This window comes from Microbacterium sp. ER1 (genome assembly GCF_023383675.1).
Taxonomy (GTDB): domain Bacteria; phylum Actinomycetota; class Actinomycetes; order Actinomycetales; family Microbacteriaceae; genus Microbacterium.
Genome location: NZ_QCXO01000135.1, coordinates 143,745 through 169,817, shown reverse-complemented (window position 1 = coordinate 169,817; position 26,073 = coordinate 143,745). Strand labels below are relative to the sequence as shown.

Annotated in this window: 23 protein-coding genes; 11 read left to right on the top strand and 12 right to left on the bottom strand. The window is 69.6% G+C overall.

Annotation, left to right across the window (positions count from 1 at the left end; translation table 11 throughout):
• The first annotated feature begins 28 nt into the window (after window positions 1–28).
• Window positions 29–916 carry a glycosyltransferase gene (locus BV453_RS10300; RefSeq protein WP_249521533.1) on the top strand — a complete coding sequence of 296 codons (888 nt, stop codon included), beginning with the start codon at window positions 29–31 and terminating at the stop codon, window positions 914–916.
• On the opposite strand, the gene BV453_RS16760 is transcribed toward BV453_RS10300, so the two are convergent.
• From BV453_RS16760 to BV453_RS10285, 3 genes are read right to left on the bottom strand one after another with little or no spacing between them, the layout of a single operon-like run.
• Window positions 917–1,651 carry a glycosyltransferase family 2 protein gene (locus tag BV453_RS16760; protein ID WP_249521532.1) on the bottom strand — a complete coding sequence of 245 codons (735 nt, stop codon included), beginning with the start codon at window positions 1,649–1,651 and terminating at the stop codon, window positions 917–919.
• Entirely contained in the window at window positions 1,648–2,910 is a 1,263-nt protein-coding gene (locus tag BV453_RS16755; RefSeq protein ID WP_249521531.1) for a hypothetical protein, read from the bottom strand. Before BV453_RS16755 ends, BV453_RS16760 begins: the two co-directional genes overlap by 4 nt.
• The gene (locus tag BV453_RS10285; protein WP_249521530.1) at window positions 2,874–3,824 is read right to left on the bottom strand and encodes a glycosyltransferase; all 951 of its coding nucleotides are present in this window, start codon (window positions 3,822–3,824) and stop codon (window positions 2,874–2,876) included. Before BV453_RS10285 ends, BV453_RS16755 begins: the two co-directional genes overlap by 37 nt.
• A 102-nt stretch (window positions 3,825–3,926) precedes the next feature.
• On the opposite strand from BV453_RS10285, the gene BV453_RS10280 reads away from it, so the two are divergent.
• Window positions 3,927–4,943, top strand: coding sequence for a glycosyltransferase (locus BV453_RS10280; RefSeq protein WP_249521529.1), 1,017 nt, complete (start codon window positions 3,927–3,929; stop codon window positions 4,941–4,943).
• A 9-nt stretch (window positions 4,944–4,952) separates the two neighbouring features.
• Here BV453_RS10280 and BV453_RS10275 read toward each other — a convergent pair whose 3' ends face one another.
• Genes BV453_RS10275 through BV453_RS10265 form a run of 3 tightly spaced genes read right to left on the bottom strand, consistent with a single transcriptional unit; the run spans window position 4,953 to window position 8,021 of the window.
• Entirely contained in the window at window positions 4,953–5,336 is a 384-nt protein-coding gene (locus BV453_RS10275; protein WP_025103016.1) for a DUF2304 domain-containing protein, read from the bottom strand.
• On the bottom strand, window positions 5,333–6,073 hold the full coding sequence (locus BV453_RS10270) for a glycosyltransferase family 2 protein (RefSeq protein WP_062766473.1): 741 nt from the start codon (window positions 6,071–6,073) through the stop codon (window positions 5,333–5,335). Before BV453_RS10270 ends, BV453_RS10275 begins: the two co-directional genes overlap by 4 nt.
• Window positions 6,074–6,089: 16 nt before the next feature.
• Window positions 6,090–8,021, bottom strand: a complete 1,932-nt coding sequence (locus BV453_RS10265; RefSeq protein ID WP_249521528.1) for a DUF6541 family protein — start codon at window positions 8,019–8,021, stop codon at window positions 6,090–6,092.
• A gap of 140 nt (window positions 8,022–8,161) precedes the next feature.
• On the opposite strand from BV453_RS10265, the gene rfbA reads away from it, so the two are divergent.
• The 8 genes from rfbA (at window position 8,162) to BV453_RS10225 (ending at window position 16,300) form a co-directional block, all read left to right on the top strand.
• Window positions 8,162–9,034, top strand: a complete 873-nt coding sequence (gene rfbA / locus BV453_RS10260) for a glucose-1-phosphate thymidylyltransferase RfbA (RefSeq protein WP_025103013.1) — start codon at window positions 8,162–8,164, stop codon at window positions 9,032–9,034.
• Window positions 9,031–10,029 carry a dTDP-glucose 4,6-dehydratase gene (rfbB, locus tag BV453_RS10255; protein WP_249521527.1) on the top strand — a complete coding sequence of 333 codons (999 nt, stop codon included), beginning with the start codon at window positions 9,031–9,033 and terminating at the stop codon, window positions 10,027–10,029. Before rfbA ends, rfbB begins: the two co-directional genes overlap by 4 nt.
• Complete coding sequence (locus BV453_RS10250; protein ID WP_249521526.1) at window positions 10,026–11,444, top strand: bifunctional dTDP-4-dehydrorhamnose 3,5-epimerase family protein/NAD(P)-dependent oxidoreductase; 1,419 nt, start codon at window positions 10,026–10,028, stop codon at window positions 11,442–11,444. Before rfbB ends, BV453_RS10250 begins: the two co-directional genes overlap by 4 nt.
• Before the next feature lie 79 nt (window positions 11,445–11,523).
• Window positions 11,524–12,315: an NAD(P)-dependent oxidoreductase gene (locus BV453_RS10245; RefSeq protein ID WP_249521525.1), complete on the top strand. Its 792-nt coding sequence runs from the start codon at window positions 11,524–11,526 to the stop codon at window positions 12,313–12,315.
• Window positions 12,316–12,317: 2 nt separating this feature from the next.
• Window positions 12,318–13,022, top strand: coding sequence for a 2-C-methyl-D-erythritol 4-phosphate cytidylyltransferase (locus tag BV453_RS10240; protein WP_025103009.1), 705 nt, complete (start codon window positions 12,318–12,320; stop codon window positions 13,020–13,022).
• A 1-nt stretch (window position 13,023) separates the two neighbouring features.
• Window positions 13,024–14,937: a glycosyltransferase family 2 protein gene (locus BV453_RS10235; RefSeq protein WP_025103008.1), complete on the top strand. Its 1,914-nt coding sequence runs from the start codon at window positions 13,024–13,026 to the stop codon at window positions 14,935–14,937.
• Between the two features lie 167 nt (window positions 14,938–15,104).
• Window positions 15,105–15,320 carry a hypothetical protein gene (locus BV453_RS10230; RefSeq protein ID WP_249521524.1) on the top strand — a complete coding sequence of 72 codons (216 nt, stop codon included), beginning with the start codon at window positions 15,105–15,107 and terminating at the stop codon, window positions 15,318–15,320.
• Complete coding sequence (locus BV453_RS10225) at window positions 15,320–16,300, top strand: M15 family metallopeptidase (protein WP_081811544.1); 981 nt, start codon at window positions 15,320–15,322, stop codon at window positions 16,298–16,300. Before BV453_RS10230 ends, BV453_RS10225 begins: the two co-directional genes overlap by 1 nt.
• 127 nt (window positions 16,301–16,427) lie before the next feature.
• On the opposite strand, the gene BV453_RS10220 is transcribed toward BV453_RS10225, so the two are convergent.
• From BV453_RS10220 to BV453_RS10195, 6 genes are all read right to left on the bottom strand, one after another.
• Window positions 16,428–16,673 carry a DUF6752 domain-containing protein gene (locus BV453_RS10220; protein ID WP_025103006.1) on the bottom strand — a complete coding sequence of 82 codons (246 nt, stop codon included), beginning with the start codon at window positions 16,671–16,673 and terminating at the stop codon, window positions 16,428–16,430.
• Window positions 16,670–18,271 (bottom strand): class I SAM-dependent methyltransferase, encoded by a 1,602-nt coding sequence (locus BV453_RS10215; protein ID WP_249521523.1) that lies wholly within the window; start codon window positions 18,269–18,271, stop codon window positions 16,670–16,672. The genes BV453_RS10220 and BV453_RS10215 overlap by 4 nt, the downstream gene beginning before the upstream one ends.
• Window positions 18,268–19,017, bottom strand: a complete 750-nt coding sequence (locus BV453_RS10210) for an ABC transporter ATP-binding protein (RefSeq protein WP_025103004.1) — start codon at window positions 19,015–19,017, stop codon at window positions 18,268–18,270. Before BV453_RS10210 ends, BV453_RS10215 begins: the two co-directional genes overlap by 4 nt.
• Window positions 19,017–19,910, bottom strand: a complete 894-nt coding sequence (locus BV453_RS10205) for an ABC transporter permease (protein WP_025103003.1) — start codon at window positions 19,908–19,910, stop codon at window positions 19,017–19,019. Before BV453_RS10205 ends, BV453_RS10210 begins: the two co-directional genes overlap by 1 nt.
• 105 nt (window positions 19,911–20,015) lie before the next feature.
• The gene (locus tag BV453_RS10200) at window positions 20,016–22,895 is read right to left on the bottom strand and encodes a hypothetical protein (RefSeq protein WP_249521522.1); all 2,880 of its coding nucleotides are present in this window, start codon (window positions 22,893–22,895) and stop codon (window positions 20,016–20,018) included.
• 101 nt (window positions 22,896–22,996) lie between these two features.
• Entirely contained in the window at window positions 22,997–24,070 is a 1,074-nt protein-coding gene (locus tag BV453_RS10195; protein WP_249521521.1) for a glycosyltransferase, read from the bottom strand.
• Between the two features lie 122 nt (window positions 24,071–24,192).
• Between BV453_RS10195 and BV453_RS16750 the strand changes: the two genes are divergently transcribed.
• On the top strand, window positions 24,193–25,956 hold the full coding sequence (locus tag BV453_RS16750; protein ID WP_249521520.1) for a DUF4012 domain-containing protein: 1,764 nt from the start codon (window positions 24,193–24,195) through the stop codon (window positions 25,954–25,956).
• The last annotated feature ends 117 nt before the right edge of the window (window positions 25,957–26,073 follow it).

The window sequence follows — 26,073 nt, the reverse complement described above, 5'->3', positions numbered from 1 at the left end:
GCGCCGGGCTTCGTATGCTGAAGGGACGATGACGATAGATATCATGCTGCCCTTCTGGGGGGACCCCACGCTGCTGCGCCAGACCGTGGAGTCCGTCCGCGCGCAGACCGACGGCGACTGGCGCCTCACGGTGATCGACGACGCCTACCCGGACCCCGCGGTGGCGGAGGCCTTCGCCCGCCTCGACGACCCGCGGATCCGGTACCGGCGGCATGACGAGAACGTCGGCATCATCGAGAACTTCCGGGAGAGCGTGCGTCTGGCCGACGCCGACCATCTGGTCGTGCTGGGCAGCGACGACCTCCTGCTGCCGGGGTACGTCGCCGCGGTCCGCGCCGCCATCTCCCGCCATCCGGACGCCGCCGTGGTCCAGCCGGGCGTTCAGGTGATCGACGAGAACGGCGCGCCGTCGCTGCCGCTCGTCGACCGGGTGAAGCAGCGGATGCTGCGGCCGGACACCCGTGCCGGTGACGTCGAGCTGAGCGGGGAACGGCTCGCGACGAGCCTGGTGCGGGGCAACTGGCTCTACTGGCCGTCGCTCGTTTTCCGGACCGACGCCATCCGTGCGCACGACTTCCGCGACGACCTGCCCATCGTCCTGGATCTGGCGATCCTCCTCGACATCGTCTTCGCGGGCGGATCGCTCGTCGTGATCGACGACGAGGTCTTCGCCTACCGACGGCACACCGAGAGCGCGTCGCAGAAGGCCATCCTCGACGGTTCCCGCTTCCGGGACGACCGCCGGTTCTTCCTGGAGACGGCGCGACGGGCCGACGAGCGCGGCTGGACGACGACCGCCCGCGCGGCCCGGGCCCGCGTGTTCGCGCGCCTGCACGCCCTGACGACGGTGCCGACCGTCATGCGACGCGGGGACGCCGAGGGCCGCCGCGCCCTCTGGGCGCACATCCTGCGCTGATCAGCGCCGGACGGCCGACCCCCACGCCCGCAGCAGCATCACGCGGGCGCGGAGCACCGCCCCGATCCCGCGGGGCCGGGACGGGGAGGCGTTCGCATCGTGGATCCGCCGCCGGATCGTCGGGGCCTCGATGTGCGTCATCGTGCGGTGCGCGTTGCCGACGAGCGCGATCCAGAGATCGTGGCTCTCGTCGAGGTACGGCGGGAACGGCAGGACCCGGTCGAGGGCGTCGCGGCGGACGGCCATGGCGCAGCCGTAGTACGGCGCCATCCCGGCGAGGATCCGCAGCGCGTTGCGCACGCCCTGCCGCGACCATGTCGCCCGCAGCCGCCAGGGCCGGCGGGTGATCGGGTTCGGGAGCGGATCGTCGGAGCCGAGCAGCACCAGATTGGACGCCGCGACCGCGGAGTCCTCGAGCGCGGCGAGGAACAGGGCGCGCCGACCGGGGATCCAGACGTCGTCCTGATCGGACAGCATCACGACGTCGCCCGTGGCCCGGCCCAGCGCCTCCTCGAAGGTGCGGACGTACCCGCGATTGTCTCCCCGCGCATGCACCCGGATGCGCGGATCGTCGAAGCCCTCCAGCACGGCGACCGTGCCGTCGGTCGAGGCGTCGTCCACGACGACCACCTCGTCCTGGGGCTCCAGCTCCGCGAGGATCGACTCGAGCTGCGGTGCGAGGTACCGCTCGCCGTTGTACGTGGCCATGCACACGCTCACCCGGATCGCACTCACGACGCGGCCTCCTTCGCTGGTCTGCGCAGCTCGGCACGGAGCACGAGCACCTGATACCCCGCGACGCACAGCTCCGACACCGCCACCGCCCACGCCACCGCCGGCACGGATCCGGCCGCGGCGAAGAGGAGGATGAGCGGAGCCCCGACGAGCGCGCCGATGAGCGTCGAGACGGCCAGCGCGCGCACCCGGCCGACGACGACCAGGCAGGCGTAGCCGACGATGGCCGCCGTGGCGATGCCGATGAAGGCGATGCCGAGCGGCAGCGACACCTCCCAGGGGACGGTGATCGCGCCGACGGAGAGGATCGTCGACGCCCACGGGCTCAGCACCGCGATGCACGCGCCGCCGATGATCCCGATGACGACGGCGGCGCCGGCGGCGATCCGCGCCCGGTGCCGGTAGTCGGCCTCCGGGTCGGGCACCCATCCCTGGAAGAACTGCTGGATGGGCAGCAGGGCGATCGAGGCGTACTTGAACAGACGGTCGGCGACGGCGTACATCGGCTGCAGCGCGGGGAGGAACGCCTGCACGGCGACCATCGGCAGGGTCACGTAGAGACCGCTGACGAGCGTGGCGGAGACGGCATGGCGCTGTCCGCCGAGCACCACCCGCAGCGGCACCCGCGGGTGCGGGGATGCCGACGAGCCACGGAGGACGGTCACCGCGTCGATCACGACGGCGCCGACGAAGCCGAGTCCCTGGGCGACCAGATACACCCACAGCTCGCCGGTCAGGACGGCGCCGACGATTCCGACGACGGCCCCGAGGACGGTCGGCAGCGTGTCGCAGAGGAGCAGCCGCAGGGGTTTGCCCTCCCCCGTGAAGTACCACGCCGCCCCGAGGTTCGGCAGCAGGTACACCGCGGCGCCGAGCACGGAGACGAGGACGTCGCCGCGGATGAGCAGGGCGAGGATGACCGCGATCACCGGGAACACGAGCAGATAGAGCAGGGCTCGCGCGCGGAGGGACGTGCGGTAGAAGGCCTGCCGGCCCTCGATCGGGATGCCCGCGACGGTCGCGGCGCCGGTCGCGCCCCAGCCGAAGGCCACGAGGATCCCGCCGAACTGCGACACCGTCTGGATGAGCGCGAGGGTGCCCCAGGTGGTCTTGCCGAGAGAGGCCGTGAGGAGGGGGATCGAGATGATGCCGATGAGGGTGACGACGCCGACCGAGACGGTGAACCCGCTCAGGCGGCCCGCCGCGGAGCGCACGGCGCCGCTCACACCGGCTCCGGCGCGATGACGGGTGCCGTCCACCGGATCTCGGCGGCGACGGGGGCGAGCGCCGCGGGCATCCGGCCCATCCGTCCCCGGACCGCGGCGACGACCGCGGCGCGGTACACGCGCAGGAGCGCGCGTCGCGGCTGCGCGACCCAGACGGCGTTGACGAAGTGGATGCCGTCGAGGAGGGAGTCCCGGATGATCTGGCGGGGAGCCACGAGGAGGTACTCGCGGTTGAGCACGATCCGGTTCCGGAGTCGGTAGAAGTAGCGGAAGGGGGTGCTCAGGGTGATCTCGGGCGGGATGCCGGGCAGCCGCACCGTGCGTCCCCACAGCTCACGGCGGTACTTCGTCCCGAGGGCGTGCTCCATCCGCACGCCGCCGGCGGCGAGGACCCGCCATCCGCGGCGGCGCAGCCGGAGCTCGAACTCCGTGTCGACGAGATCGATGAAGAAGTCCTCGCGCAGCGCTCCGACGGCCTCGACCACCGGCACGGGGAGGAGCATCCCGGACTGGATCACGTTGGCGGCGTCGCCGTAGGGCGCCTCGGGCCCGCGCTGCTGCCGCACCCCGGCGAAGAACTCCGGGACGACGACGCCGACGCGGGCGCCCGCCGCCGTCGCGGCGTCGTGGGCCGCGAGCAGCGCGGCCACGAAGCCCGGCTCGATGTGCGAGTCCTGGTCGAACGTCAGCACGAACCCGGCGCCCGCCTCCTGCGCCCTGGCGATGCCGTCGTTCAGCGCCGCGGCGATGCCGTCGTTGGCGGGGCGTCGCACCACCGTGGCGCCGTCCGCGGCGAGCGCCGACAGCACGGGGTCGGCCGTCGGGCCGGAGCCGTCGTCGACGACGATCACGCCGTCGACCTGCGGGGCGACCGAGGCGACCGCCTCTCTCGCGGATTCACCGGGCCGGAAGGTCGAGAAGACGGCCCAGACACGCGAGGCGCTCATCCGAGGCGCACCGGACGGGGGACGGAAAGCAGAGACTCCAGCATGGCGCCTTTAGACTAGCCTCATTCGCTGATCGACCCCGCAGACCCGGAAGGCCCTCTCGTGTCGACCTCCCCGTTCGGCACCATCGTGCTGGCCGCCTACTCCCCCGATCCGGAGCTCTTCCGTCGTCAGCTCGCCTCCCTGCGGGCACAGACCGTGGAGAACTGGGAATGCGTGATCTCGGTGGACGGCGATCCCGCGCCTGTCGCCGCGCTGGTCGAGGAGATCACCGAAGGGGACGGTCGCTTCCGGATCGTCGGCGACGGATCGCGGCTGGGTTTCTACCTGAACTTCGAGCGCGGCCTCCTCGCCGTGTCCGAGCGCAGCAGGTGGATCGCGCTCTGCGACCAGGACGATCGCTGGGACGCCGACAAGATCGAGCGTCTGCTCCCCCACCTCGACGAGGTCTCGCTCGTCTCCGCCCAGGCGCGGATCGTCTCGTATCCCTCCGACAAGGAGACGGGGCGCACCGCCCGGCAGGATCACGGATCACTCTTCACCCTCCTGTCCAACGAGTTCACCGGCTCGCTGTGCCTCTTCGCCCCGGAGCTGCTGGCGACCGCCCTCCCCTTCCCCCGCGCCTCGACGAGGGTCGCGACCCACGACCACTGGCTCGCGGTCGTCGCGGCGGCCCACCGGGGCACGCGCATCGTCGACGACGTCGTGCAGGACTACGTGCAGCACGACGCCAACGTCTTCGGCGACCCGAGCCGGCTCGGCGGCGGCAGCATCCGCCAGTCGGTGCGCAACATCCGCGACCAGGCGGAGCGCTACGAGGGCTCCCGCTCCCCGCGGGCGATCGCCCGGATGACCTTCTGGACCTATGTGGGCTGGCGACAGCTGCTGGTCGACACGCTCGATCGACGGATCCCGGCGTCCCGCGTCGACGCCCGTCGTGACCGGATCTTCGGCGACGACCGTCGGTTCCGCGCGGCATCCGCCCTGCTCCGGGTGGCGCGGCGGCGTGGCATCGTGCCGGCGCGCTTCGCGCTCGAATATCGCGCGAGCTGGCTGTGCGGAGCGCTCAGCGGCGGGCGCCGCGCCGTCCGTCGAGCCGTCGACGCGACCGGCCTCTGACGGCGGAGCTCAGTCGCGCTCTCCCGGCGCGCTGCGCTCCTCGAGGCCGGCGGTGCGCTGCTCCAGCCGCTCCAGCTGAGTGCGCAGGATCGCCGATTCCTCCGCGAGACGGCGGGTCTCCTCCTCGACCTGGCTGAGCTCCCAGGACAGGTGCAGCGCGACCCCGAGCAGCAGCAGGATCGCCGTCGCGAAGAGCAGGTTCGACGGCACCTGCACGCCGAGGAACGCCGTGAGACCGGCCAGGAGCCCCGGGAAGAGCCCGACGATGAGCACCGAGACGGCGATGATGAGCCACAGCACCGCGTACTTCTCGCGGAGCCGTCGCGTGAGCAGCATCCAGAGGACGATGACGAGGATGAGGACGGCGAGGGCGATGCCGACGAGGACGATCATGCGCGCGGTTCTCCCTTCCGCGAGCCGGTGCGTCGCATCGCGGCCAGCAGCAGGGCGAACACCGACCTCAGCAGGTAGACGGTGGAGCCGAGCGGACCCTGGCTGGGGGTGCCGTGGGCGCGGGGGCGCATCGCGACACCGACCTGAGTCACCGTGAGGCCGGAGTGCAGCGCCGCGACCAGGGAGTCGAGCGTGTCGCCGAGGTACTCCGCGGGGTAGTACCGGACGTACTGGTCGATGGCCCGCGCGTTGGCGGCGCGGAATCCGCTCGTCACGTCCGTGAGCCGGGTCTTCGCGATCCGTGAGACCACCGAGGCGAGGAAGACCATCGCCCACCGGCGCGGCCCGCGGACGGAGTAGTCGCCGACGTCGGAGAAGCGCGCACCGATCGAGATGTCCGCCTTCTCGAGGCCGCCGAGCACCCGCTCGATGTCGCCCGGGTCGTGCTGCCCGTCCGCGTCCACCTGGATCGCCGCGGCGTACCCTTCGCGCGCCGCGTAGGTGAACCCGGTGCGCATGGCCCCGCCCACGCCCAGATTGAACGGCAGCGACAGGACGGCGGCGCCGGCCTCCCGTGCCGCCGCGGCGGTGGCGTCGGTGGACCCGTCGTCGATCACGACGACGTCGTAGCGCGACGACGCGGCGCGGATCTCGCGGACGGTCGTCCCGACGTTGTGCTCCTCGTTCCACGCGGGCACGAGGACGAGGACACGGTTCGCACGTGTCTTGTCGGTCATGTCAGGATCTCCGAGTTCAGCCCAGACCGCACGCGGTCACTTCGTACAGTCTGGCATCGCCTTCGCTGTCGACCAGACGCACCACCCGGGAATCCTCCAGCTCCTCCAGACCCGGGAGCGGATGCGAGCCGTTGTGCACCTCCCGGTCGCCGAAGTCCAGCACGAAGCCGACGCCGGTCTCGCGGAGGGCATCGCACACGTCGGGCTGCGTCTCGGCGTCGGCGAGATGGTCGTTCACCGTCTGGGCGTCCTCGGAGACGTCCACGAGGATGTGCGGCATGAGCACCTCGCGGCCGCCGATCGCATAGGCCAGCGCGGTGCCCGTGTAGGGGTTCCCCGCGATCTTCTCCCCCGCCGGGACGTGGGCGGGGAGTCGTTCGAGCAGCGCCATCTCATCGGCACTCACCAGTGCGGAGTCGTCGTCCAGCGCGAACCGTCCGTGCGCCTGCTCCACGGCGTGCGGCAGAGCGGGCAACGGCAGCAGGACCGCGCCCACGACCGCCAGGGCCGCGCCCGTGAGCGTGCGGGCCCTCACGGCCTCGGGGCGCGCCGCCGCCCAGCGTCGTGCCACCGCCTCGACGGTGCGCGCGACACCGAACGCCGCGAGCGGGACGAGCGCCACGCCGAAGACGGCGGCGAGCCGCGGCCAGTTGTTGTACCAGCTCCCGGTGAGCGCGTCGCGGAGCGTGCCGAACGGCGAGGCGATCACGATCACGAACAGGGCGGCGCCGATGATCCACGACGCCACCGTCACGAAGACCGGCCCGGTGCGCTCCCGGACGGCCCACACCAGACCCAGCAGGATCGCGAGGGCGACGCCGATCGACACCGTGCCGTAGAACATCGACACCTGCGCCACCTCCTGCACGGCCTCGGCCGGGCTGAGCGCGGTCGGCCACAGGCGCGTGGGCAGCGGCGGGCGGAGGATCTTGAGCAGCAGCAGCCCCAGGCCGAGGTACGCGAGCACTCCGACCACCAGCCCCGTGCGTGCCCGACCCGCGGGGTGTCCGCGCCAGAAGCGGACGGCGAAGACGCCGACCATCGGGACGGACAGCGCCAGCCACGCGACGAACCCGCCGGGGTGTGCGAGGGCGACCCCGGGGATCGCGCCCAGGAGGACGAACCCCCACCAGCCCGGCGCCCGCTCCCCGGCGGTCGCCCCGATCCCGAGCAGAGAGGCGGTCGCGGCGAGCGCGACCGGGGCGAGCGCGAGCGCGAGCTGGAACGGGTAGAGCACGCCGTAGTCCATCGGGAGCAGCGGGAACATCGGCACCGACGCGCTGACGAGCGCCGCGCTGACCGTGACGGCCGCGGTGGCCCCGGCGAGCACCCGCGAGAGCAGCACGGCGCCGAGCGGCCACAGCACCGCGGCGATCACGAGCGTCTGCGCATTGACCACGGTGGGGATGCTCGCGCCGCTCAGCTGGACGACGATGGCGGCGGTGGCGTGCCAGACCGACGGGTAGAACGGCACGCCGCCGTTGGGGCTCGTCATCTGGCCGAGTTCGAGGGGCGAGGCGGCGCCGGTGTCGAGGATGTAGCGGATCGCGTTGAGGTGGAAGACGTTGTCGAACGTCTGGGAGATCGCCGTCGGCGCTCCGATCACAGAGAGTGTCTGCCCGCCGATCACGATCGCGGCGAGGACCAGGGCGAGCACCGTCCACCACGGTGAGAAGGAGCGCGGCGCCACCGGGCGCGTCGTCGTCCTGCGTCGCACGAGCAGCACACCGGCGCCGATCACGACCGCCAGGACGAGGCTCGGAAGGATCGACCACCCGAGACCGAGCCATCCGGCGACGACGCTCGCGCCGCCGATCACCGTCGTCGCGAAGGCGGGGGCCGCGGCGACGGCCCAGAGCCCCCGGAGCCCGATCACCCAGGCGAGCGACCCTCCGAGAACCGCGTACACCGCGAGGAGGACGACGGCAGGCCACAGCAGTTCGAGCATTCCCATTAGTTCCAGATCTCTCGCGGACGACCGGATCAGGATATCCCGCGGCCATGGTGATCCCCTGCGTGGGCCAGGACCGGGCGAGGCGGGACGAGGCGCGCCCGGGACTTCCGGGAACAGTGTGTCAACATAGAGGCGTGAAAGGCATCATTCTCGCCGGGGGCTCCGGCACGCGTCTGCACCCGATCACACTGGGGGTCTCGAAGCAGCTGATCCCGGTGTACGACAAGCCGATGGTCTACTACCCGCTGTCGACGCTGATGCTCGCCGGCATCCGCGACATCCTGGTGATCACCACCCCGCACGACGCCGCGCACTTCGAGCGGCTGCTGGGCGACGGATCGCAGTTCGGGATCAACCTGCAGTTCGCGCAGCAGCCGTCGCCGGACGGCCTCGCCCAGGCCTTCACCATCGGCGCGGACTTCATCGGCGACGACTCGGTCGCCCTGGTCCTCGGCGACAACCTGCTCTACGGCCCCGGCCTCGGGAGCCGCCTGCAGCGGTTCGAGGACATCGACGGCGGCGCGGTCTTCGCCTACTGGGTGGCGGAGCCCCAGGCCTACGGCGTGGTCGAGTTCGACGACGAGGGCCGCGCGGTGTCGCTCGAGGAGAAGCCCGCACAGCCCAAGAGCAACTACGCCGTCCCCGGTCTGTACTTCTACGACAACGACGTCGTCGAGATCGCCCGCAACCTGGAGCCGAGCGCTCGCGGCGAGTACGAGATCACCGACATCAACCGCGCCTATCTGGAGCGCGGCAAGCTGCAGGTCGAGGTCCTCCCGCGGGGCACCGCGTGGCTCGACACCGGCACGTTCGACCAGATGACGGACGCCGCGGAGTACGTGCGCACGATGGAACGACGCACCGCGCTGAAGATCGGCGTCCCCGAGGAGGTGGCGTGGCGCCAGGGCTTCCTGAGCGACGACGAACTGCGCGAGCGCGCCGAGAAGCTGGTCAAGTCGGGCTACGGGGTCTACCTGCTCGACATCCTGAAGAGAGGACACGCATGAGCCGTCTGCTCGTGACCGGAGGCGCCGGCTTCATCGGCTCCAACTTCGTCCACCACGTGGTGGCGCACACGGACCACCACGTGACCGTGCTCGACGCGCTCACCTACGCCGGCAACCGGCGCTCGCTGGAGGGTCTGCCCGAGGACCGGGTCACCTTCGTCGAGGGCGACATCACCGACGCCGCCCTCGTCGACCAGCTCTTCGCCGAGGCCGACGCGGTGGTCCACTATGCCGCGGAGTCGCACAACGACAACTCGCTGAACGACCCGCGTCCGTTCCTCGACACGAACATCGTCGGCACCTACACGCTGCTCGAGGCGGCGCGTCGCCACGATCGCCGTTTCCACCACATCTCGACGGACGAGGTGTACGGGGACCTCGAGCTGGACGACCCGGAGCGCTTCACCGAGTCGACGCCGTACAACCCGTCGTCGCCGTACTCCTCGACCAAGGCCGGCAGCGACCTCCTGGTCCGCGCCTGGGTCCGGTCGTTCGGCGTTCAGGCGACCATCTCGAACTGCTCCAACAACTACGGCCCGTACCAGCACGTGGAGAAGTTCATCCCCCGGCAGATCACCAACGTGCTCCGGGGCATCCGTCCGAAGCTCTACGGCGCCGGCGAGAACGTGCGCGACTGGATCCACGCGGACGACCACTCCTCCGCGGTCCTCACGATCCTGGACAAGGGCGCCATCGGCGAGACCTACCTGATCGGCGCGGACGGCGAGCGCAACAACAAGGACGTCGTGGAGCTCATCCTCACGATGATGGGGCAGCCCGCCGACGCCTACGACCACGTCACCGACCGCGCAGGCCACGACCTCCGCTACGCGATCGACTCCACGAAGCTGCGCACCGAGCTCGGCTGGCGTCCGCAGTTCTCCGACTTCGAGGCGGGCCTGTCGGCGACGATCGACTGGTACCGCGACAACGAGTCGTGGTGGGCGCCGAGCAAGGACGCCGTCGAGGCGTTCTACGCGGGCAAGGGCCAGTGAGCGCCGCGTTCGGGAAGAAGCTGGAGCGCATCGAGACCCCCATCCCGGGTCTCGTGGTGTTCGAGCTGCCAGTCCATGGGGACTCCCGCGGCTGGTTCAAGGAGAACTGGCAGCGCGAGAAGATGGTCGCCCTCGGTCTCGAGGACTTCGGCCCCGTGCAGAACAACATCTCCTTCAACGACGCCGTCGGCACCACCCGCGGCATCCACGCGGAGCCCTGGGACAAGTGGGTGTCGGTCGCGACCGGACGCATCTTCGGCGCCTGGGTCGACCTCCGTGAGGGCCCTTCGTTCGGCACGGTCTTCACGACCGAGCTCGACCCGTCGCGGGCCATCTTCGTGCCGCGCGGGGTCGGCAACTCGTACCAGACGCTCGAGCCGGACACCGCGTACACGTACCTCGTGAACGACCACTGGTCCCCCGACGCCTCGTACTCGTTCCTGAACCTGGCCGACGAGACGGCCGCCATCGCGTGGCCGATCCCGCTCTCCGAGGTGGAGATCTCGGAGAAGGACAAGGCCCACCCGCGCCTCGCGGACGTCACGCCGATCCCGCCGAAGAAGACGCTCGTCGTCGGTGCGGCCGGACAGCTCGGCCGAGCCCTGCGGGCCACGCTCGGGGAGGCACCGCACATCGAGTACGCGACGAGGGACGACCTCGACCTGCGCTCCGCGGACCTGTCCACGGCGCGCCGCTGGCGGGACTACGGCACGATCATCAACGCGGCGGCCTACACGGCGGTCGACAAGGCCGAGACCCCCGAGGGCCGGGCGGAGGCGTGGGCGTCGAACGTGACCGGTCTGGTCGCGCTCGCGACGATCGCCGCCGAGAACGACCTGACGCTGGTCCACGTCTCGAGCGACTACGTCTTCGACGGCAGCAAGGACGGCGCCTACACCGAGACCGACGCGGTCTGCCCGCTCGGCGTGTACGGGCAGACCAAGGCCGCGGCGGACGCGGTGGCCGCGACCGTGCCGCGCCACTACATCATCCGCACCTCCTGGGTGATCGGGGACGGCGGGAACTTCGTGCGCACGATGGCCTCGCTGGCCGAGCGCGGCATCGCCCCCAGCGTCGTCGCCGATCAGATCGGACGGCTCACCTTCACGGAGGACATCGCCCGCGCGATCGTCCACCTGCAGGAGGCCGCGGCGCCGTACGGCGTCTACAACGTGACCGGATCCGGCGAGCCCCGCTCCTGGGCGGACATCGCGCGGGACGTCTTCCGTCTGCGCGGCTCCGACCCCGCCGACGTCCGCGACGTGACGACCGCGGAGTACTTCGCCTCGGCCACCACGCCGGTCGCCCCGCGCCCGCACAACAGCGTCCTCGACCTGTCGAAGATCGAGGCCACCGGCTTCCGACCCGCCGATGCCGGGCAGTCGCTGGAGGCCTACCTCGCCGACCCGGCCTAGTCCGGCCCGTCGCCAGGCTGCGCTCGGGCGCGCCCCGTAGACTGGCAGGGCCGGATCCCGGCAGCAAAGAAGGGTCTTCATGCGGTCTGCTCTCATCGGTCACACGGGTTTCGTCGGCTCCAACCTGCTCGACGCGCACGGGTTCGACGACCTGTACAACTCGAAGAACATCGGCAACATCGCCGGCCGGGAGTACGACCTGGTGGTGAGCGCCGGCAACCGTGCCGACTCCTTCCGCATCAACAACGACGGACCCGCGGACCTCGCCGAGATCGATGAGCTCGTCGACACCGTGCTGCGCGCCCGCATCGGCAAGCTCGTGCTCATCTCGACGGTCTGCGTGTACCCGGAAGGCGGCGCACCGGACGAGGACACCCCGCTCTCGCCGGAGGGCCTCACCCCGTACGGAGCCAACCGTCTGCACCAGGAGCGGCGGTTCGCGGACGCCGTGGACACCACGATCGTCCGTCTCCCCCAGCTCTACGGGGCGCGGCTGAAGAAGGGCGTCGTCTACGACCTCGCGAACGACTACCGCGTCGAGCACATCCGTCCGGCGAACCGCTTCCAGCACTACGACGTCCGCGACCTGTGGGGGCACATCGAGACCGCCCTCGCCCACGGGCTGGAGGCCGTCAACATCGCGACGCCGCCCCTCACCAACGGGCGCCTGGCGGCGGAGGTCTTCGGACGCGACATCTCCGACCAGGTGCCTCCAGAGCCGGAGTCGCCGTTCGCGCGGATGTACACCCGGAACATGACCACCCGTCACGCGGACCTGCTCGGCGGAACCGACGGCTACCTCCTCACCGAAGAGGCGGAGCTCGCGGGGCTGCGCCGGTTCGCGAACGAACTGCAGCAAGAGAGGCACTGAGCGTGTACAAGGGCCATACCATCTCGGCGATCGTCACCTGCGCCGGCAAGGGCACCCGTTTCGGAAGCAACAAGCTGCTCGTGGAACTGGGCGGCATGACGGTGCTGGAGCGCACCGTCCGCGCCGTCGCCCTGCCGTTCATCGATGAGATCATCGTCACGATCAGCGCGGAGAACGAGCACACGTACCGTCGCATCCTCATCGACGAGGCGGACCTCCCGGTGACCCTCGTCGTCGGCGGCGAGGAGCGGCATCTGAGCGCGAAGAAGGGGCTCAAGGCCACCACCGGCGACATCATCCTCGTCCACGACGGCGTGCGCCCGTTCGTGACCGAGAAGCTCATCCGCGATGTGCTGGATGCGGCGATCGAGGACGGCGCCGCGATGCTCGGAACGCCGAGCACCGTCCAGGTGAAGCTCGTCGGCGACGACGGCTTCATCGAGGGCTCGCTGGACCGCTCGCACTCCTGGCTCGGCCAGACGCCCCAGGCCTTCCGCCGCAAGCTGCTGAAGAAGTCCTACAAGCGCGCGGTGAAGTCGAACTACCAGCGGGTGAGCGACGACGCCGATCTCGTGCACGAGTTCATGGGCACCCCGTCCCGCATCCTCCTCGGCGATGTGAACAACATCAAGATCACCACCCCGCAGGATCTCGGCACGGCGCGGTTGATCGTCGACCGCCTGATCGCCGCCGAAGAGGACTCCTGAGATGACCGCTCCCGCCCTCAAGGTCTCGGTGGTCATCGCGACCTACCGTCCGGGTGCCGGTCTCGACCGTCTGGTCGCCTCCCTCGACGCGCAGACCCTGCCGACCGCGGAATGGGAGGCGCTCTTCGTCGACGACGGGTCAGGCCCGGAGACCCTCGCCCGCCTGGAGTCCCTCGCCGCCGAGCGAGCCAACTGGCGTGTGATCCCGCTGGAGCACTCCGGCTGGCCCTCGAAGCCGCGGAATGTCGGAGTGGAGCACGCTCGCGGCGAGTACGTGAGCTTCATGGACCACGACGACGAGCTGTTCCCGGATGGACTGCGCGCGGCCTACTCGTTCGCCAAGAGGAACCGGGCGGACATCCTCAACGGCAAGGAGTCGCACACGACGGCCGTGTCGTGGGCGATGACCCAGTACCGCGAGAATGCCGACAACATCCGCGGGCAGGTGGACCCGTTCCCCGTCGCGCCCATGAATCCGCACAAGATGTATCGGACGGAGTTCCTCCGCACGAACGGAATCAAGTTCCACGAGGGCAGTCGTGTCCTCTACGAGGACAACCTCTTCAACCTCGAAGCGCTCTCGCGCGCGAGCGTCATCTCGACGATGGCCGACGTCCCGTACTATCACTGGGTTCGGGACGGGAGCACCACCGGATCCAGTACCTTCCGTCGAGACCCCGCCGAGTTCTTCGGTTCGCTGGAACGCGTGCTTCGCGCGACGCAGGAGTTCCTCAGTGAGCCGTCGGATGCGGCGCTCCGCGACGCCGCCATCAGCTACCAGCACCGGCTCCGCTTCGCCGGCCACTTCAATGCCGCATGGGCGCGCCGCTCCCCCAGCGTGCGCCAGCGCGAGATCGAACTGATCACGCCGTTGATCGCGGAGTTCATCCCGGAACGCCTGGATGCGACCCTTCCCCGTCGGCTTCAAGCGAAGATGCACCTCTTCCGCGCCGGCGAGTGGGACGCCCTCACCTCCCTCGCCGTCATCGAGGACCAGCTCGACCCCCACCACAAGCTGGAGAGCGTCGTCCCGGGCGATGACGGCGGGCTGGACATCACGACGCGGTCCGTATGGCGGACCCCCGAGGGCGACCCGATGCGTCTGGAGGTCCGGGACGGACGGTTCATTCGCCGTCTGCCGGATGAGATCCGGTCCCTCCTTCCGGCTGAGCTGCTCGACATCACCGACGACCTGCGAGCCTCGCACCTGGCCATCGCGGGGCGGATCTCGTCGCCCTTGAGCACCTGGGCGTTCCCCGGCAGCACCGAGCTGGTCAGCCAGGACTCCGAGGCCGGGCACGAAGCCGTGTTCCTCACCCGCGGACGCTTCGATCCCGCGACGGCGCAGCTCGGCCACCCCGCCACGCCGGGCATGTGGGATCTCGGCGTCGACGCCGTGTTCCTCGGGTCCGCGAGTCAGCGGCGGATCGCCGTACCGCCGGACGTCCGCGCAGCCCAACTTCGGCTCGGCTCCCGCGATTCCTATCTCGTGGCGGGAAGCGACAAGGGAAAGCTCGCGATCAGCGTCGACGTTCCCTGGCATGTCAGCAATGCCTTCAGCCGGGGCTTCGCGATCTCGCCGATGCCCGGAGGCCGTGCCCGTCTGACCTTTCCCCACGTCACGTCCGCTGCGGACGGGGTCGACGGGGTCACGATCACCCTCCTGCCCCGGCGGGTCGCATCGTTCGCGAAACGTCGGCGCCATGTCATGCGGCGCGTTCTGGAACGGCTCTGGCCCGCCCCGAGCCGCCCACTGCAGGTGTCCCCGTCCGGCGCGGAGATCACCGTTCCCCGCAGGCTGTTCCGGTCTGGTCGCATGCTGTTTGTCACCCTCGGCGGAGCCTCACCCCGGCAGCCGCTCGGAATTCACGTCGGAACGCGCGACGGAGAGATTAAGCGCCTCCCGGCGGGCTGACGTGCCGCTGTCCGGGTACACGAATCAATAGACGAAAGTCGAGTGCCCAAGAAGAGGCCGCTTCACTACCGTGAAGTCATGCACTCGGCTTCCGCCAAGGGGGCCCCGCCGCGATCGCCGTCTCCGTGGCACAGTTCGGCTCCGTCGCCGTCTCCTGTGAGGGTGGCGTGACCGTCGGGACCTCACGTGCCACCGCCGTCGGTCTCGGCGCCATCGACGTGGGTGAAGGAGCCGACTCGCTCGGCATCAGCCCCCGCATCGTCACGGACACGGCTTCGCTCACGCGCCCCGGCAATGACGGGATGGACTTCCTCCGCCTTCGATTCGCGGCGGACACCGTGACTCAGATCCAGGCACCGGCCTCGGATTACGGAGACCTGTGATGACCCACGAGAACGAGGCTCTGCGTCTGACACCCTCGTCCGACGAGACGGCCGTTCCGCCCGGGAGTACCGGCCTGACGCGGCGCCGGCTGCTGACCTCCGGCGGTGTGGCGTTCGTGGCGCTGAACGTCGGCGTCTCCGCCGCCGCAGCCCACGCCGATCCCCGCACCACCGCTCCGACAGCCCTCGCCGGTGGGGGCACTCGCCTCTCCGCCTGGGGTGGCTACGCGAACGGCTACATCCCGGCGTCCGCTCTGACGGCCATCCCCTGGAACACGGCGCGGCGACTCCGCACCGACGCGGCGAACGCTCTCATCGCCTTGAACGACGCCTACCGCGGAGCCTTCGGGCGTGACCTCGTCCTCAATGACGCCTATCGCGACTTCGCAGGCCAGGTCGAAGCTCGGAACTACTGGTGCGGACAGGGAAACTGCGGATTCGCCGCGGTCCCTGGAACGTCCAATCACGGCTGGGCCGTGGCTATTGACATTGGCGTGACGAGGACCGACTGGACGAATCCGACATATGTCTGGATGAAGGCAAATGCGCCGGGATTCGGGTGGACCCATCCGGCATGGGCCGAACCCGGAGGCGCACATCCTGAAGCGTGGCACTGGGAATACACCGGAGCCTTTGTACCCACACCGACCCCGGAGGAAGAAATGGCAATCGAAGACCTGTACACGACATTCAGCAAGACCGGCGGGCAGAGCGTCGCCGTGAATGACAACCCGAATCTCCACATCAATGATCTCGCGCACGTCTCGGTGGCCAGTGGGGTCGCGAAGCACATCACCGGCAACCTGACGATCACCGTCACGGCGGGACCCCGGGCGGGGACTTCAAGGTCTTCCCCATCGTGTGGGATGCGTCCACGGATGTGGAGTCGTCGCTGGGATCCCAGGAGATCGTCTTCACCGCCGGTGAGAGCATCTCGAAGGTCCCGGTCAACTGCGCCCTCACCGATACCCAGCGCCTGAAGTTCCGGGTGGGCGCCTCGTCGACGGCCTTCAGCGTCAAGAACGCCGTCTTCCGCGGCGCGAAGCTCAACTAGGGATGACGAGAGGCCGTGTCCGAGGTGACCTCGGACACGGCCTCTCGCGTGTGTCAGCGACCGGAGGACAGGGGGTTGTCCTCACGCAGCCGGGAGAAGACGAGGTCGTAGAGCTCCGCGACACGGCGGTTGTCCTGTCGCACCTCTTTCAACTGCTGCTCGAGATCGGCGATGCGCTCCAGGAGCTCGGCAGCGACCTCCGCGGCGATCACGTCACGCTGGTCCGGATCGAAGCGCTGGAGCTTCGCGTACGCCGTGGGAGCGATGAAGCTGGCGATTTTTCGGATGATCGCTCTCATGCGATGGTCTCCTTCTTGTCGAGGGCAGCGAGCTCACGCGCGAAGACCGTGTCGCCGGCCCTCACCGTTCCCTCGATGCGACGGATGCGCTCCACGTTCACCCGGCGGAGCTGCCGGTGATCGCGACGCCGTGTGCGATGGACGAGTTCACGGCGGAGAGGGTGACCCTGGAGTTCCTTCTCCAACCACTCGCTCGGCAGGTGCCAGGTGGACGGCTGTCCGTGGACGTATCTCCTGCTCAGGTCGATGTCGCTGTGGATGTCCGCGAAGCCCCGCCCGCGCAGCACGAGATCGAGAAGGAGGTAGATGTTCTGTCGATTGGTCTTCGTCAGCGACTGCACGCTGTGGTGGGCGAAGATGAACCACTCGTCGCCCGTGCCCAGCATCCACGCGCCGAACTCCAGGAGGGCCGCGCGGTCGTTGAGGTTCAGGTACCGGAAGTCCGGATTGCCGTCACGCACCGTCGATCGTGCGACGCGGAGCGCCTCATGGCTGTAGTCGACGCCCGTCACCCGGTTTCCCCGGGAAGCCAGGGCCGCCGTCCATCGGCCGTCTCCGCATCCCAGATCCAGGATCCGCGCTCCCGCCGGCACGTCCCTCAGGAAGCGCTCGACCGCCTGCTCTCCGGAACCCACCCCGACGGGCTCCGTGTACTCGAGGTAGTGCTTGTCCCAGTACACGCGGCCGCGGTTGAAGACGCCGAACCATGTCTCGAAGCGGTTCTTCGTCGCCTTGGGCGTGATGAACTTGAAGGTGGGGTCGGGGTGTCGCCAGTCCTTGCCGTAGGCATACTCGAGCCAGGCGGACGGGTTCGCCGGCTCGGGGAGCTCGACCCCCTGGACCTCGCGCGGTCTCGTCGGAAGCAGGTCCTCCTGGACGACTTCCGGACCACGCAGAGCGAACGGCTGACAGTACAGACCGTCCCGGAAGAACCCGGTGAAGATGTCGATGTAGTGGTCGGGCTGCCCCTCGTCATCGAAGAACTCGATCTCGAGATGCGCCAGGCTGTGCCGGACCACCGTGTACCCGTGCGCGAGGAGCGTGCGCTCCATGTCGTACGAGACCAGGCCGAGATCCAGAGGGTTGTCGGCGGGACAGAGGAATGCGAAATCCAGGTCGTCGTCATGCGGCAGGAGTGCGCCGTCTCGAACGATGCCGAGGAGGGTGCCGCCCACCATGTAGAGGTCGAACCCCTTCGCGACGAGGAGATCCACCAGGGCGCGGCCGTTGTCCAGCAGAGCCTTGCCCGTCGTGGCGCTGCGACCTTCCAGTACCGGACCGAGGCGATCCCACTTGGTCATCGCCAGCCAGCGCCCCCGAGCATCCGTGAGCTCGAGCCGCTGCCGGGACCAGCCGAATCGGACGTTCTTCTGCTCGGCGAGGATCTCGCCCATGGCCGCGTCCGTGATCGACACCGTGGCGATGCCGGCGAGGCGCGACTTCAGCGCCGGCGGCCAGAGGAACTCCACACGGTCGGAGGCGCTCTCCGGGACATCGGTGGACCACACGCGGTGCCCGTCCACGCGGACGTCGATCACCCGCACGCCCTGAAGGCTCTGCGCGTCCAGGATCAACCGCTTCCGAGTAGCCCTGATCATACGCCGAGCGCCTCCACGGCCTCGTCGATCGGCCCGTCGAAGATCTTCTTGCCCTTCTTGATGACCACCCCGCGCTGGCAGAGGTCCTTCACCATGTTGGTGTTGTGGCTCACGACGAGCATGGTCACGCCCCGGGAGGTGAGCTCCTTGATCTTCGCGGAGCACTTCGCCCGGAACGGGGCGTCGCCGACCGACAGGACCTCGTCCACCAGCAGGATGTCCAGCTCCACATGGATCGCGACCGAGAAGGCCAGGCGCATGAACATTCCCGAGGAGTAGTGCTTGACCTCCTGATCGATGAACTCGCCGATCTCCGAGAACGCCACGATCTCGTCGAAGCGCTCGTCGATCTCGTCCTTGCTCATCCCGAGGATGGCGGCGTTGAGGTAGACGTTCTCGCGTCCGGAGAGCTCGGGGTGGAATCCGGCACCGACCTCGATCAGGCCGGCGACGCGCCCCCGCGTGAGCACGCGGCCGCTGTCGGGCTCGAGCACACCGGAGATCAGCTTCAGGGTGGTGGACTTCCCCGAGCCGTTCAGCCCCATGATGGCGACGGACTCGCCCTCGCCGACCTGGAAGCTGATGTCGTCGAGCGCGGTGAACTTGTCCGCGCGCACCTTCTTGCCGCGGATCCAGCCGACGAACGCCTCCTTGAAGGAGTGGCTGTTCCGCTTGAGGAACCGCTTGGAGACGTGGTCGACGACGATGCTCGGCGGGGCAACGGTCTGAGAGAGAATCTGAGACATCACAGGTCCTGTGCGAAAGAACGTTCGAAACGGCGGAAGGTCAGCTGACCGATCAGCAGGACCACGAGGCAGATGATCAAGGCGACGGCGAGCGCCACTCCGAAGCCGGGCAGGATGCTGGGATCGACCTCCCCCGGCGCGGGCGGCTGCGTCGTTCCCGCCCAGAATCCCTGGTGGAAGAGCTCCACCGCCACCGTGAGAGGGTTCCAGGTGTAGACCGTGAAGAGCCACGAGTGGTTCTCCAGCGCCTCCTGGACCAGCACCCAGCTGTACAGGACCGGCGACGTCCAGGTCGAGAACATCTTGATGAGGTCGACGAAGTTCTGGGCATCCCGGAACCGGACGTTGAGAGCGCTGAAGAAGATGCCGAGGCCGAGGGCGAAGAGAAGCACGATCGCCACGGCGAGCAGAATCCCCGCGATGCCCACCAGGGACGGAGTCCACCCGACGAGCAGACAGACGAGGAGCAGGATCGCGACCTGAGGCAGGAAGTGGATGAAGGCGATGATGGTCGAAGCGACCGGAAAGAGCTCCCGTGGCAGGTAGATCTTCTTCACCAGTGCCCGGTTGTCGACGATGGAGGTCGTGGCGTTGCCGAACGCCTCGTTGAAGAGGTTCACGGCGACCACGCCCGAGAACAGGTAGATGGGGAAGTTCTCGATGTTCCGGTCGAGCTTGAGGATGACGCCCATCACGAAGTAATAGATCAGGAACTGCGACAGCGGCTTGACGTAAGACCACAGCCACCCCAGGACGGAGTTGCGGTAGCGGGTGGCCGTCCCTTTGCGGACGAGGAGCCGGAGCAGGTATCCCCGACGGAACACGTCGAGGACACCCCTCCCCCGGCCGGGAACGTCATACTCGCTCAGGTCGATGGGCGTGCCAAAGGTCAACGGGATTTGCCTTTCGGTGACGGGTACGGCGTTCGCACCCAAGCATCCCGCCAGTATATCTGAGGCACCTGAAACGACCCCGGGCGCCGCACAGCGGCGCGGACTCTACTTCGGCATACCCGCGATGGTCCTGGCGTCGACGGTGAGGACCGTCCCCGTGGTGGCGGACGACGACACCAGCTTCCCGCCGACCGGCTCGTAGAACACTCCGTTGCCCTGCGTGAGCCGAAGGCTCGTGATGGGCGCCGCCTCCGCGAACCGCATCGTTCGACACGTCTCCGCCGTGAGACTCACCGGGACGAACCCTCCGAGAGCCGCCTGTGCCAGGGGGTAGAGCACGCCGCGTGCAGCCACGTACGTGCGGCCCTCGCACAGGACGAAGATGCCGACGCGCGTCGAGTCGAGAGGCAGGTTCGCCAACAGCGGTGCCGAGACGACGCGATAGCCCTCACGGATGCCGAGGTCTTCGCCGACGCCCCAGTTCGGGACGTGCAGGCGGCGCGTGCCGTCGACGAGTGTCACCTCCGACTGCCCGTCGGCGCGCACCGCATCTCCTGCCTGGGGGATTCCCGTCGGCGACGGCAGCCAGCTCAGGTACGAGGCGGAGACGGAGACCGGGGTGACCGGCCCGCCCCCGGCCGCCCTGTTCACGGCCGCCTGGTCGCGCAGCAGCAGGAAGCCGCCATCCGTGTAGACCGACGTGCGCGTTCCGTCCGAGAGGAAGAGCCGTCCGCTGACGGTCGCCCCGGATGCGAGTGCCGCGCACGCCGACGGACTCAGGTCGCTGGCCTTCACCTCTCCGACCTCCGACGCGGTCACGGCGACCTTCCGCCCGCCCGCGATCACGTACAGGCCGTCGGCGCAACGGACGAACGGCTGCAGGTCGCCCCGGCGCTCCATCCCGTGGGTCGCGTCGCCGGGCAGCACGGCGGCGGGAGAGGTGTATCCGAGCTCGTTCCCGAGCGACCACGACGGAAGCCGCAGGAGACGGGCACCGTCGACGAACCAGACCTCGGAAGCGCCTTGCGCCCGCATCACGGTCCCCGGAGCCGGGTAACGGGAGGCCTGGGGCAGCGTCGCGAAGTAGTCCTTCGACACCTGGTTGACGGTCGGGCGGACGCCCCCGTTCAGATCGATCATCTGGTTGACCGTCGCGATGTGACGCACCTTGCCGTCGACGGCGTGGTAGACCTCGGCCCCTCCCGGGACGCGGAGGAAGACGCCCTTGTTCGCGTTTCCGCCGGTGAGCTGGAGAGCCGAGCAGTTAGCGGCATCCAGGCCGGTGACTCCGAATCCCGCCGGTGGCGTGCCGACGTACTGCCGGAGCTTCCCCTCACCGAGGAGGTAGTTCTTCCCGCCGCAGGTGTAGATCAGACCGAGTGGCGAGCCTTCGCGATAGTTCGCGAGGTCCGCCCGGGAGACCACGCTGGTGGTGACGGCCGCGAGACCCAGCTCGCGCGCTGTCGCCCACGACGGCAGGTGGTAGAGGACACCGGACTGCGCGTCCGCGAGCCAGACGCGCGAGTCGCCCTTCTCGCGGATGAAGAGGCCGGCGCCGAACCGGGTGCGGTCCGCGACGCGGAGCTTCGACTTCACGGCCGAGGGGAAGACCGCGGCGAACGGCGTCTTGCCGCCGTTGAGGCTCCGCGCGGCCGCGTCGCCGAAGACGGGGTAGGCCGTTCCCCCATCCACCTGGTGGATTCGCCCCCCGGCATCCCAGCGGCCGAACGCGGACATCTCCGCTCCGGCCTGGAACTTCGTGAAGAGTGCCGGCGTGAGCTGGACGAGGGACGCCCCGCACGCCCCTCCCCAGGTCTCGACCAGCGCGCAACTCGGGAAACGGTGCGTCTGATTGCCGCTCAGGAACGCCACGACGCCTGTGGACGCATTGCGCACGTAGAACGAGCCCCGCGGCCCCTCCTTGAACTTGTCCAGAACCGACTGCGTCACGACGACCGGCGCACCGAAGACGGCCTTGTACTCGGGGTACGCCTCGGCGGTCAGGTGGTACCGGTTGGTCCCGGAGAGCAGCCACACGGCGGTGCCGACCTTGACGAGGCCCTGCATGGACGTGGGGTTCTGCGTGGATCCGAACCAGTCGGTGAAGTAGTTGTAGAAGTTGCGGTTGCCATAGGCCGAGCACCCGTCACCGGTTCCGTACCCGGCCCGGAGCGCTGCCGCGTTGGGCTGGTACGGCGTGTAGTAGTACAGGGCCGACGTCGCCTTGTTGGCCACGTAGACGGGCGACGAACCGCACGAGCGGTTGGGGTTGTAGAGGATGTTCCAGGTGCGGCCCGGCGCATACCACTGGAACCACTTGCCCTCCATGTAGATCTGCATCTGCCGGGCGGCACCGTAGATCTGGTGGAAGAAGCCGATGAAGTTCGGGTCGCAGGGCGCGGTGTCCGGGCAGCCCTGACCCAGCGCGATCCGGTAGCGCCAGGCGCTCGGCCACGTGTGGGTGATCAGGCCCTGCTCCTTCTGGAGCATCACGATGAGCACCTGCGGGTTGATGTTGCAGGCCTGCGCGACGCGGTAGATGATCCGCGCCGCGGACTCGTTCGCCGCGCCCGAGTATCCGCTGCAGTACTGGTCGCCCGGGCGGGACACCGTGTTCATGCGGAAGTCCTTGAGACAGACGATCGGCTCGTTGTTCTCGTCCCGGCCGCCGAGGCACCGGGAGACCTTGCTGTTGAAGAAGCTCTGGATCTGCGCCTCGGTCATCGTGCTCTTGTTGGTGAACACGGCGTCGCTGATGATGTTGCCGGCGTTGAACCCGGCGAGCGTGCTCTTCGCTATGCCCGCGGTCACGGGGTCGCCCGAGATGCGGCCGGTGCTCGCGGAAGCGGGCACGGCGGTCGTGGCGGCGGAGGCCGCGGTGGCGGGGACCACCGTGCCGAGGACCAGGGCGGAGACGGCGAGGAAACAGGTGAGAAGGCGGGTGACCTTCGCGGTGTTTCGAGAGCGTGGGGCACGTCGAGACATGTGACCAGTGTGACGGAAGTTGCAGGATGATGCCACCGTTGCACGAAAAGGGCGACCTCTCGTCGGCGTGTCGCGCGTTTACGAAGCTGGCTCCCAGCCGCTCACAGCTCGGCGTGCAGGCTCCAGACGCGCTCCGCCGCGCTCGCCCAGGAGAACGCCCGCGAGCGATCGGCGGCGAGCACCCGGAGGCGCGCGGCTCCGTCTCCTGCGGCGTCCGCGACCGCATCCGGGAGCACGTGCTCCTCGACCACCACACCGCCGTCCGCGATCACGTCGCGGTGGCACCCGGACTCGGTCGCCACGACGGGAACACCGAGGGTCATCGCCTCCACCGCCCGCCACGGCCACCCGGAGACGGCGTCGGTGGCGACGTACACCCGAGCGGCGGACAGCACCGCGGCCCGATCGGCGACATCGAGCGCGCCGCGGACATGCGCACGCCGCTCCGGCAGTCCGGCGGCGGCGGCGATCTCGGCGATGCGCGGCTCACTCCCCTCCGCCGCGCCGATCACCACGGCATCGAGGCCGGCGGCGACGGCCCCGCGGAAGCCGGCGGCCAGACCGTCTTCCGGGCCGGACAGCACGAGGTAGTCCGCGGGGAGGCCGAGGTCGTCTCGGTGCGCGGGCGCGGCGGCGGGGACCACCAGATCCTGCGCGGGCGCGCCGGCGATCACGCGGACGCGGTCGCCGAGCTTCGCGAGCCCCGAGAGCTTCTCGGCCATCGAGTGGGAGGGCACGACAACGGCGTCCGCGTGCTTCACCGCGCGCCGCAGCATCCCCCGGTGCCAGGCGACCGCGCCGCGGGACAGCTGGGACGGCGCCTCCCACGCGCGCAGGTCCCACAGTGTGACCGTCGTCTGGTCGTTGTCGTGCACGCGGTCATGGCGGACCAGCGGGGCCAGCAGCGTCGGCGCGTGGATGAGACCGCCGCCGACGCCGGGAGCGATGCCGAGCTGCCAGGACGCCGCGAGCTCCCGCCGCCCGACCGCGAGCGTGCGCACCTCGCCGATCCCGCGGATCCCGACCTCCGCGCCCGCGGGCACGATCGCGTCGACCGTGCAGTTCGGCGGCGCCGTCTGGACGAGGCCGACGGCGAGATCGCGCGACGCCGACGCCTGGTCGGGATCGACGACATGCACGAGCTGATCCAGAACAACACGCAGCCGAGCACCCATGGGATCAGGCTAACCGCGCGACCCCGGCCCGGCGGGGAGCGCATCACCTTCCCGGGGCGGTACTCAGCGTTCCCACAGAATGAGGCTCTCGCCGGATGCCGCCGGCGTGCTTGAATGCCAGGGTGAGCGATGGTCGACTTCCCGTCCGGCGCCGGTGGATCGGGTGGACCATCGGCCTCCTCATCACGCTGCTCGTCCTGGCTCTCGGCTGGGTGGCCGTGCGCGGCATCGGTGCGGTGGACAACCTGCAGCAGATCTCGAAGGGGACGACACAGCTCAAGCAGGCGATCGCCGCCGGCGATCTCGACGCCGCCGGGCCCATCGCCGGACGCATCTCCCACCACGCGGAGTCGGCCCGGTCTCTCACCGGGGACCCGATCTGGCAGGCGTTCGGCGTCCTCCCCTGGATCGGACCGAACTTCCGCGCGGTGAGCGAGGTCGCCGTGATCGCGGACGACGTCTCCACCGACGCGCTGGACCCGCTGCTCGACGTCGCCGACGCGGTCGACCTCTCCAGTCTCGGCTTCTCGGGCGGCGCGATCGACCTCGCCCCCTTCGCGGAGATCGAGGAACCGCTCGGCACGGCGAGCGCGGCTCTGACCTCGGCGGAGGACCGGGCGCGGCGGATCGACGCCGACGCCACACTCCCGCCCCTGGCCGACGCCGTCCGGGAGATGCGGGGCGCGGTCACCCAGGCCGCGACGGCCGTGGGCGCCCTGCACGGCGCATCCGTGCTCCTGCCCACGATGCTGGGCGGCGACGGACCGCGCACCTACGTGCTCGCGATGCAGAACAATGCCGAGCTGCGGTCGTCGGGCGGGATCGTCGGCTCCATCGCGCTGCTGCGCGCCGAGAACGGCAGGATCACGCTGCAGCAGCAGGCCTCCACGCGCGACTTCCCCCCGCTGGACACCGCACTGCCCCTCAGCGACAGCACCGTCGCGCTCTTCGAGGACCGCCCAGGACGCTATCTGCAGAACATCACGAGCATCCCGGACTTCCGCGAGGCCGGCGAGACCATCGCCGCCCGGTGGGAGGGCCGGTTCGGTGGGAAGGTCGACGGCGTGATCGCCGTGGACGCGCTGGTGGCGGCGCATCTCATGCGCGCCACCGGCGACCTGACGTTCGGCCCCTTCACCGCGACGGCGGACACCGTGACCGACATCCTGCTCTCGGAGATCTACGCCGCGGTCCCCGATCCCGCCGTCCAGGACGACATCTTCGCGCAGGCCGCCGGTGGGCTCTTCGCGGCCGCGCTGTCGAACGCGAAGCCTCAGGACCTCGTCCGCGCTCTCGCGGACGCCGCGGGGGAAGGACGCGTCCGGATCTGGAGCGCGCACGAGCCGGAGGAGGAGCTCCTTGCAGCGAGCGCCCTGGGCGGCACACTCCCCCAGGACGACGCCGACGCCGCGGCCGTGGGCGTGCTCTTCAACGACGGCACCGGCGGGAAGATGGACTACTACACCCGCGCGTCCATCGCGACGGCGGTGGGGACGTGCGCCGGGGCGCCGACGACGCAGGTGCGCGTGACCTGGACGAACACCGCACCCGCCGATGCCGCCACCTCCCTGCCACCGTACGTCACGGGCGACGGCGTCTACGGGGTGCCCGCGGGGAGCGTGCGCACCCTGATCGCCGTCTACGGTCCCCAGGGCGCCCTGCCTTCGCACATCGATCGCGACGGCGCCGAGGAGGGCGTCCAGACGACGACCATCCAGGACCGGGCCGTCGTGCAGCACGAGGTGCTACTCGCCCCGGGAGAGTCCACGACCATCACGGTGGAGTTCCAGGGCGAGGGCGCGGGAGAACGGCTGACGGAGGTGCGGCACACGCCGCTGATCGTCGATCCGGAGCTGACGCGCGACACCCTGCGTTGCGGCTCGTGACATTCGCCGACGGATGAGGTACTGTCATCTCACTGGGGAATAACCGGGGTCCGTGAACCTGCCGTGGGGGCAGAGGGCCTCGCGCAGTCGGATGCAGGGGTGTATCCGGAGGCGATT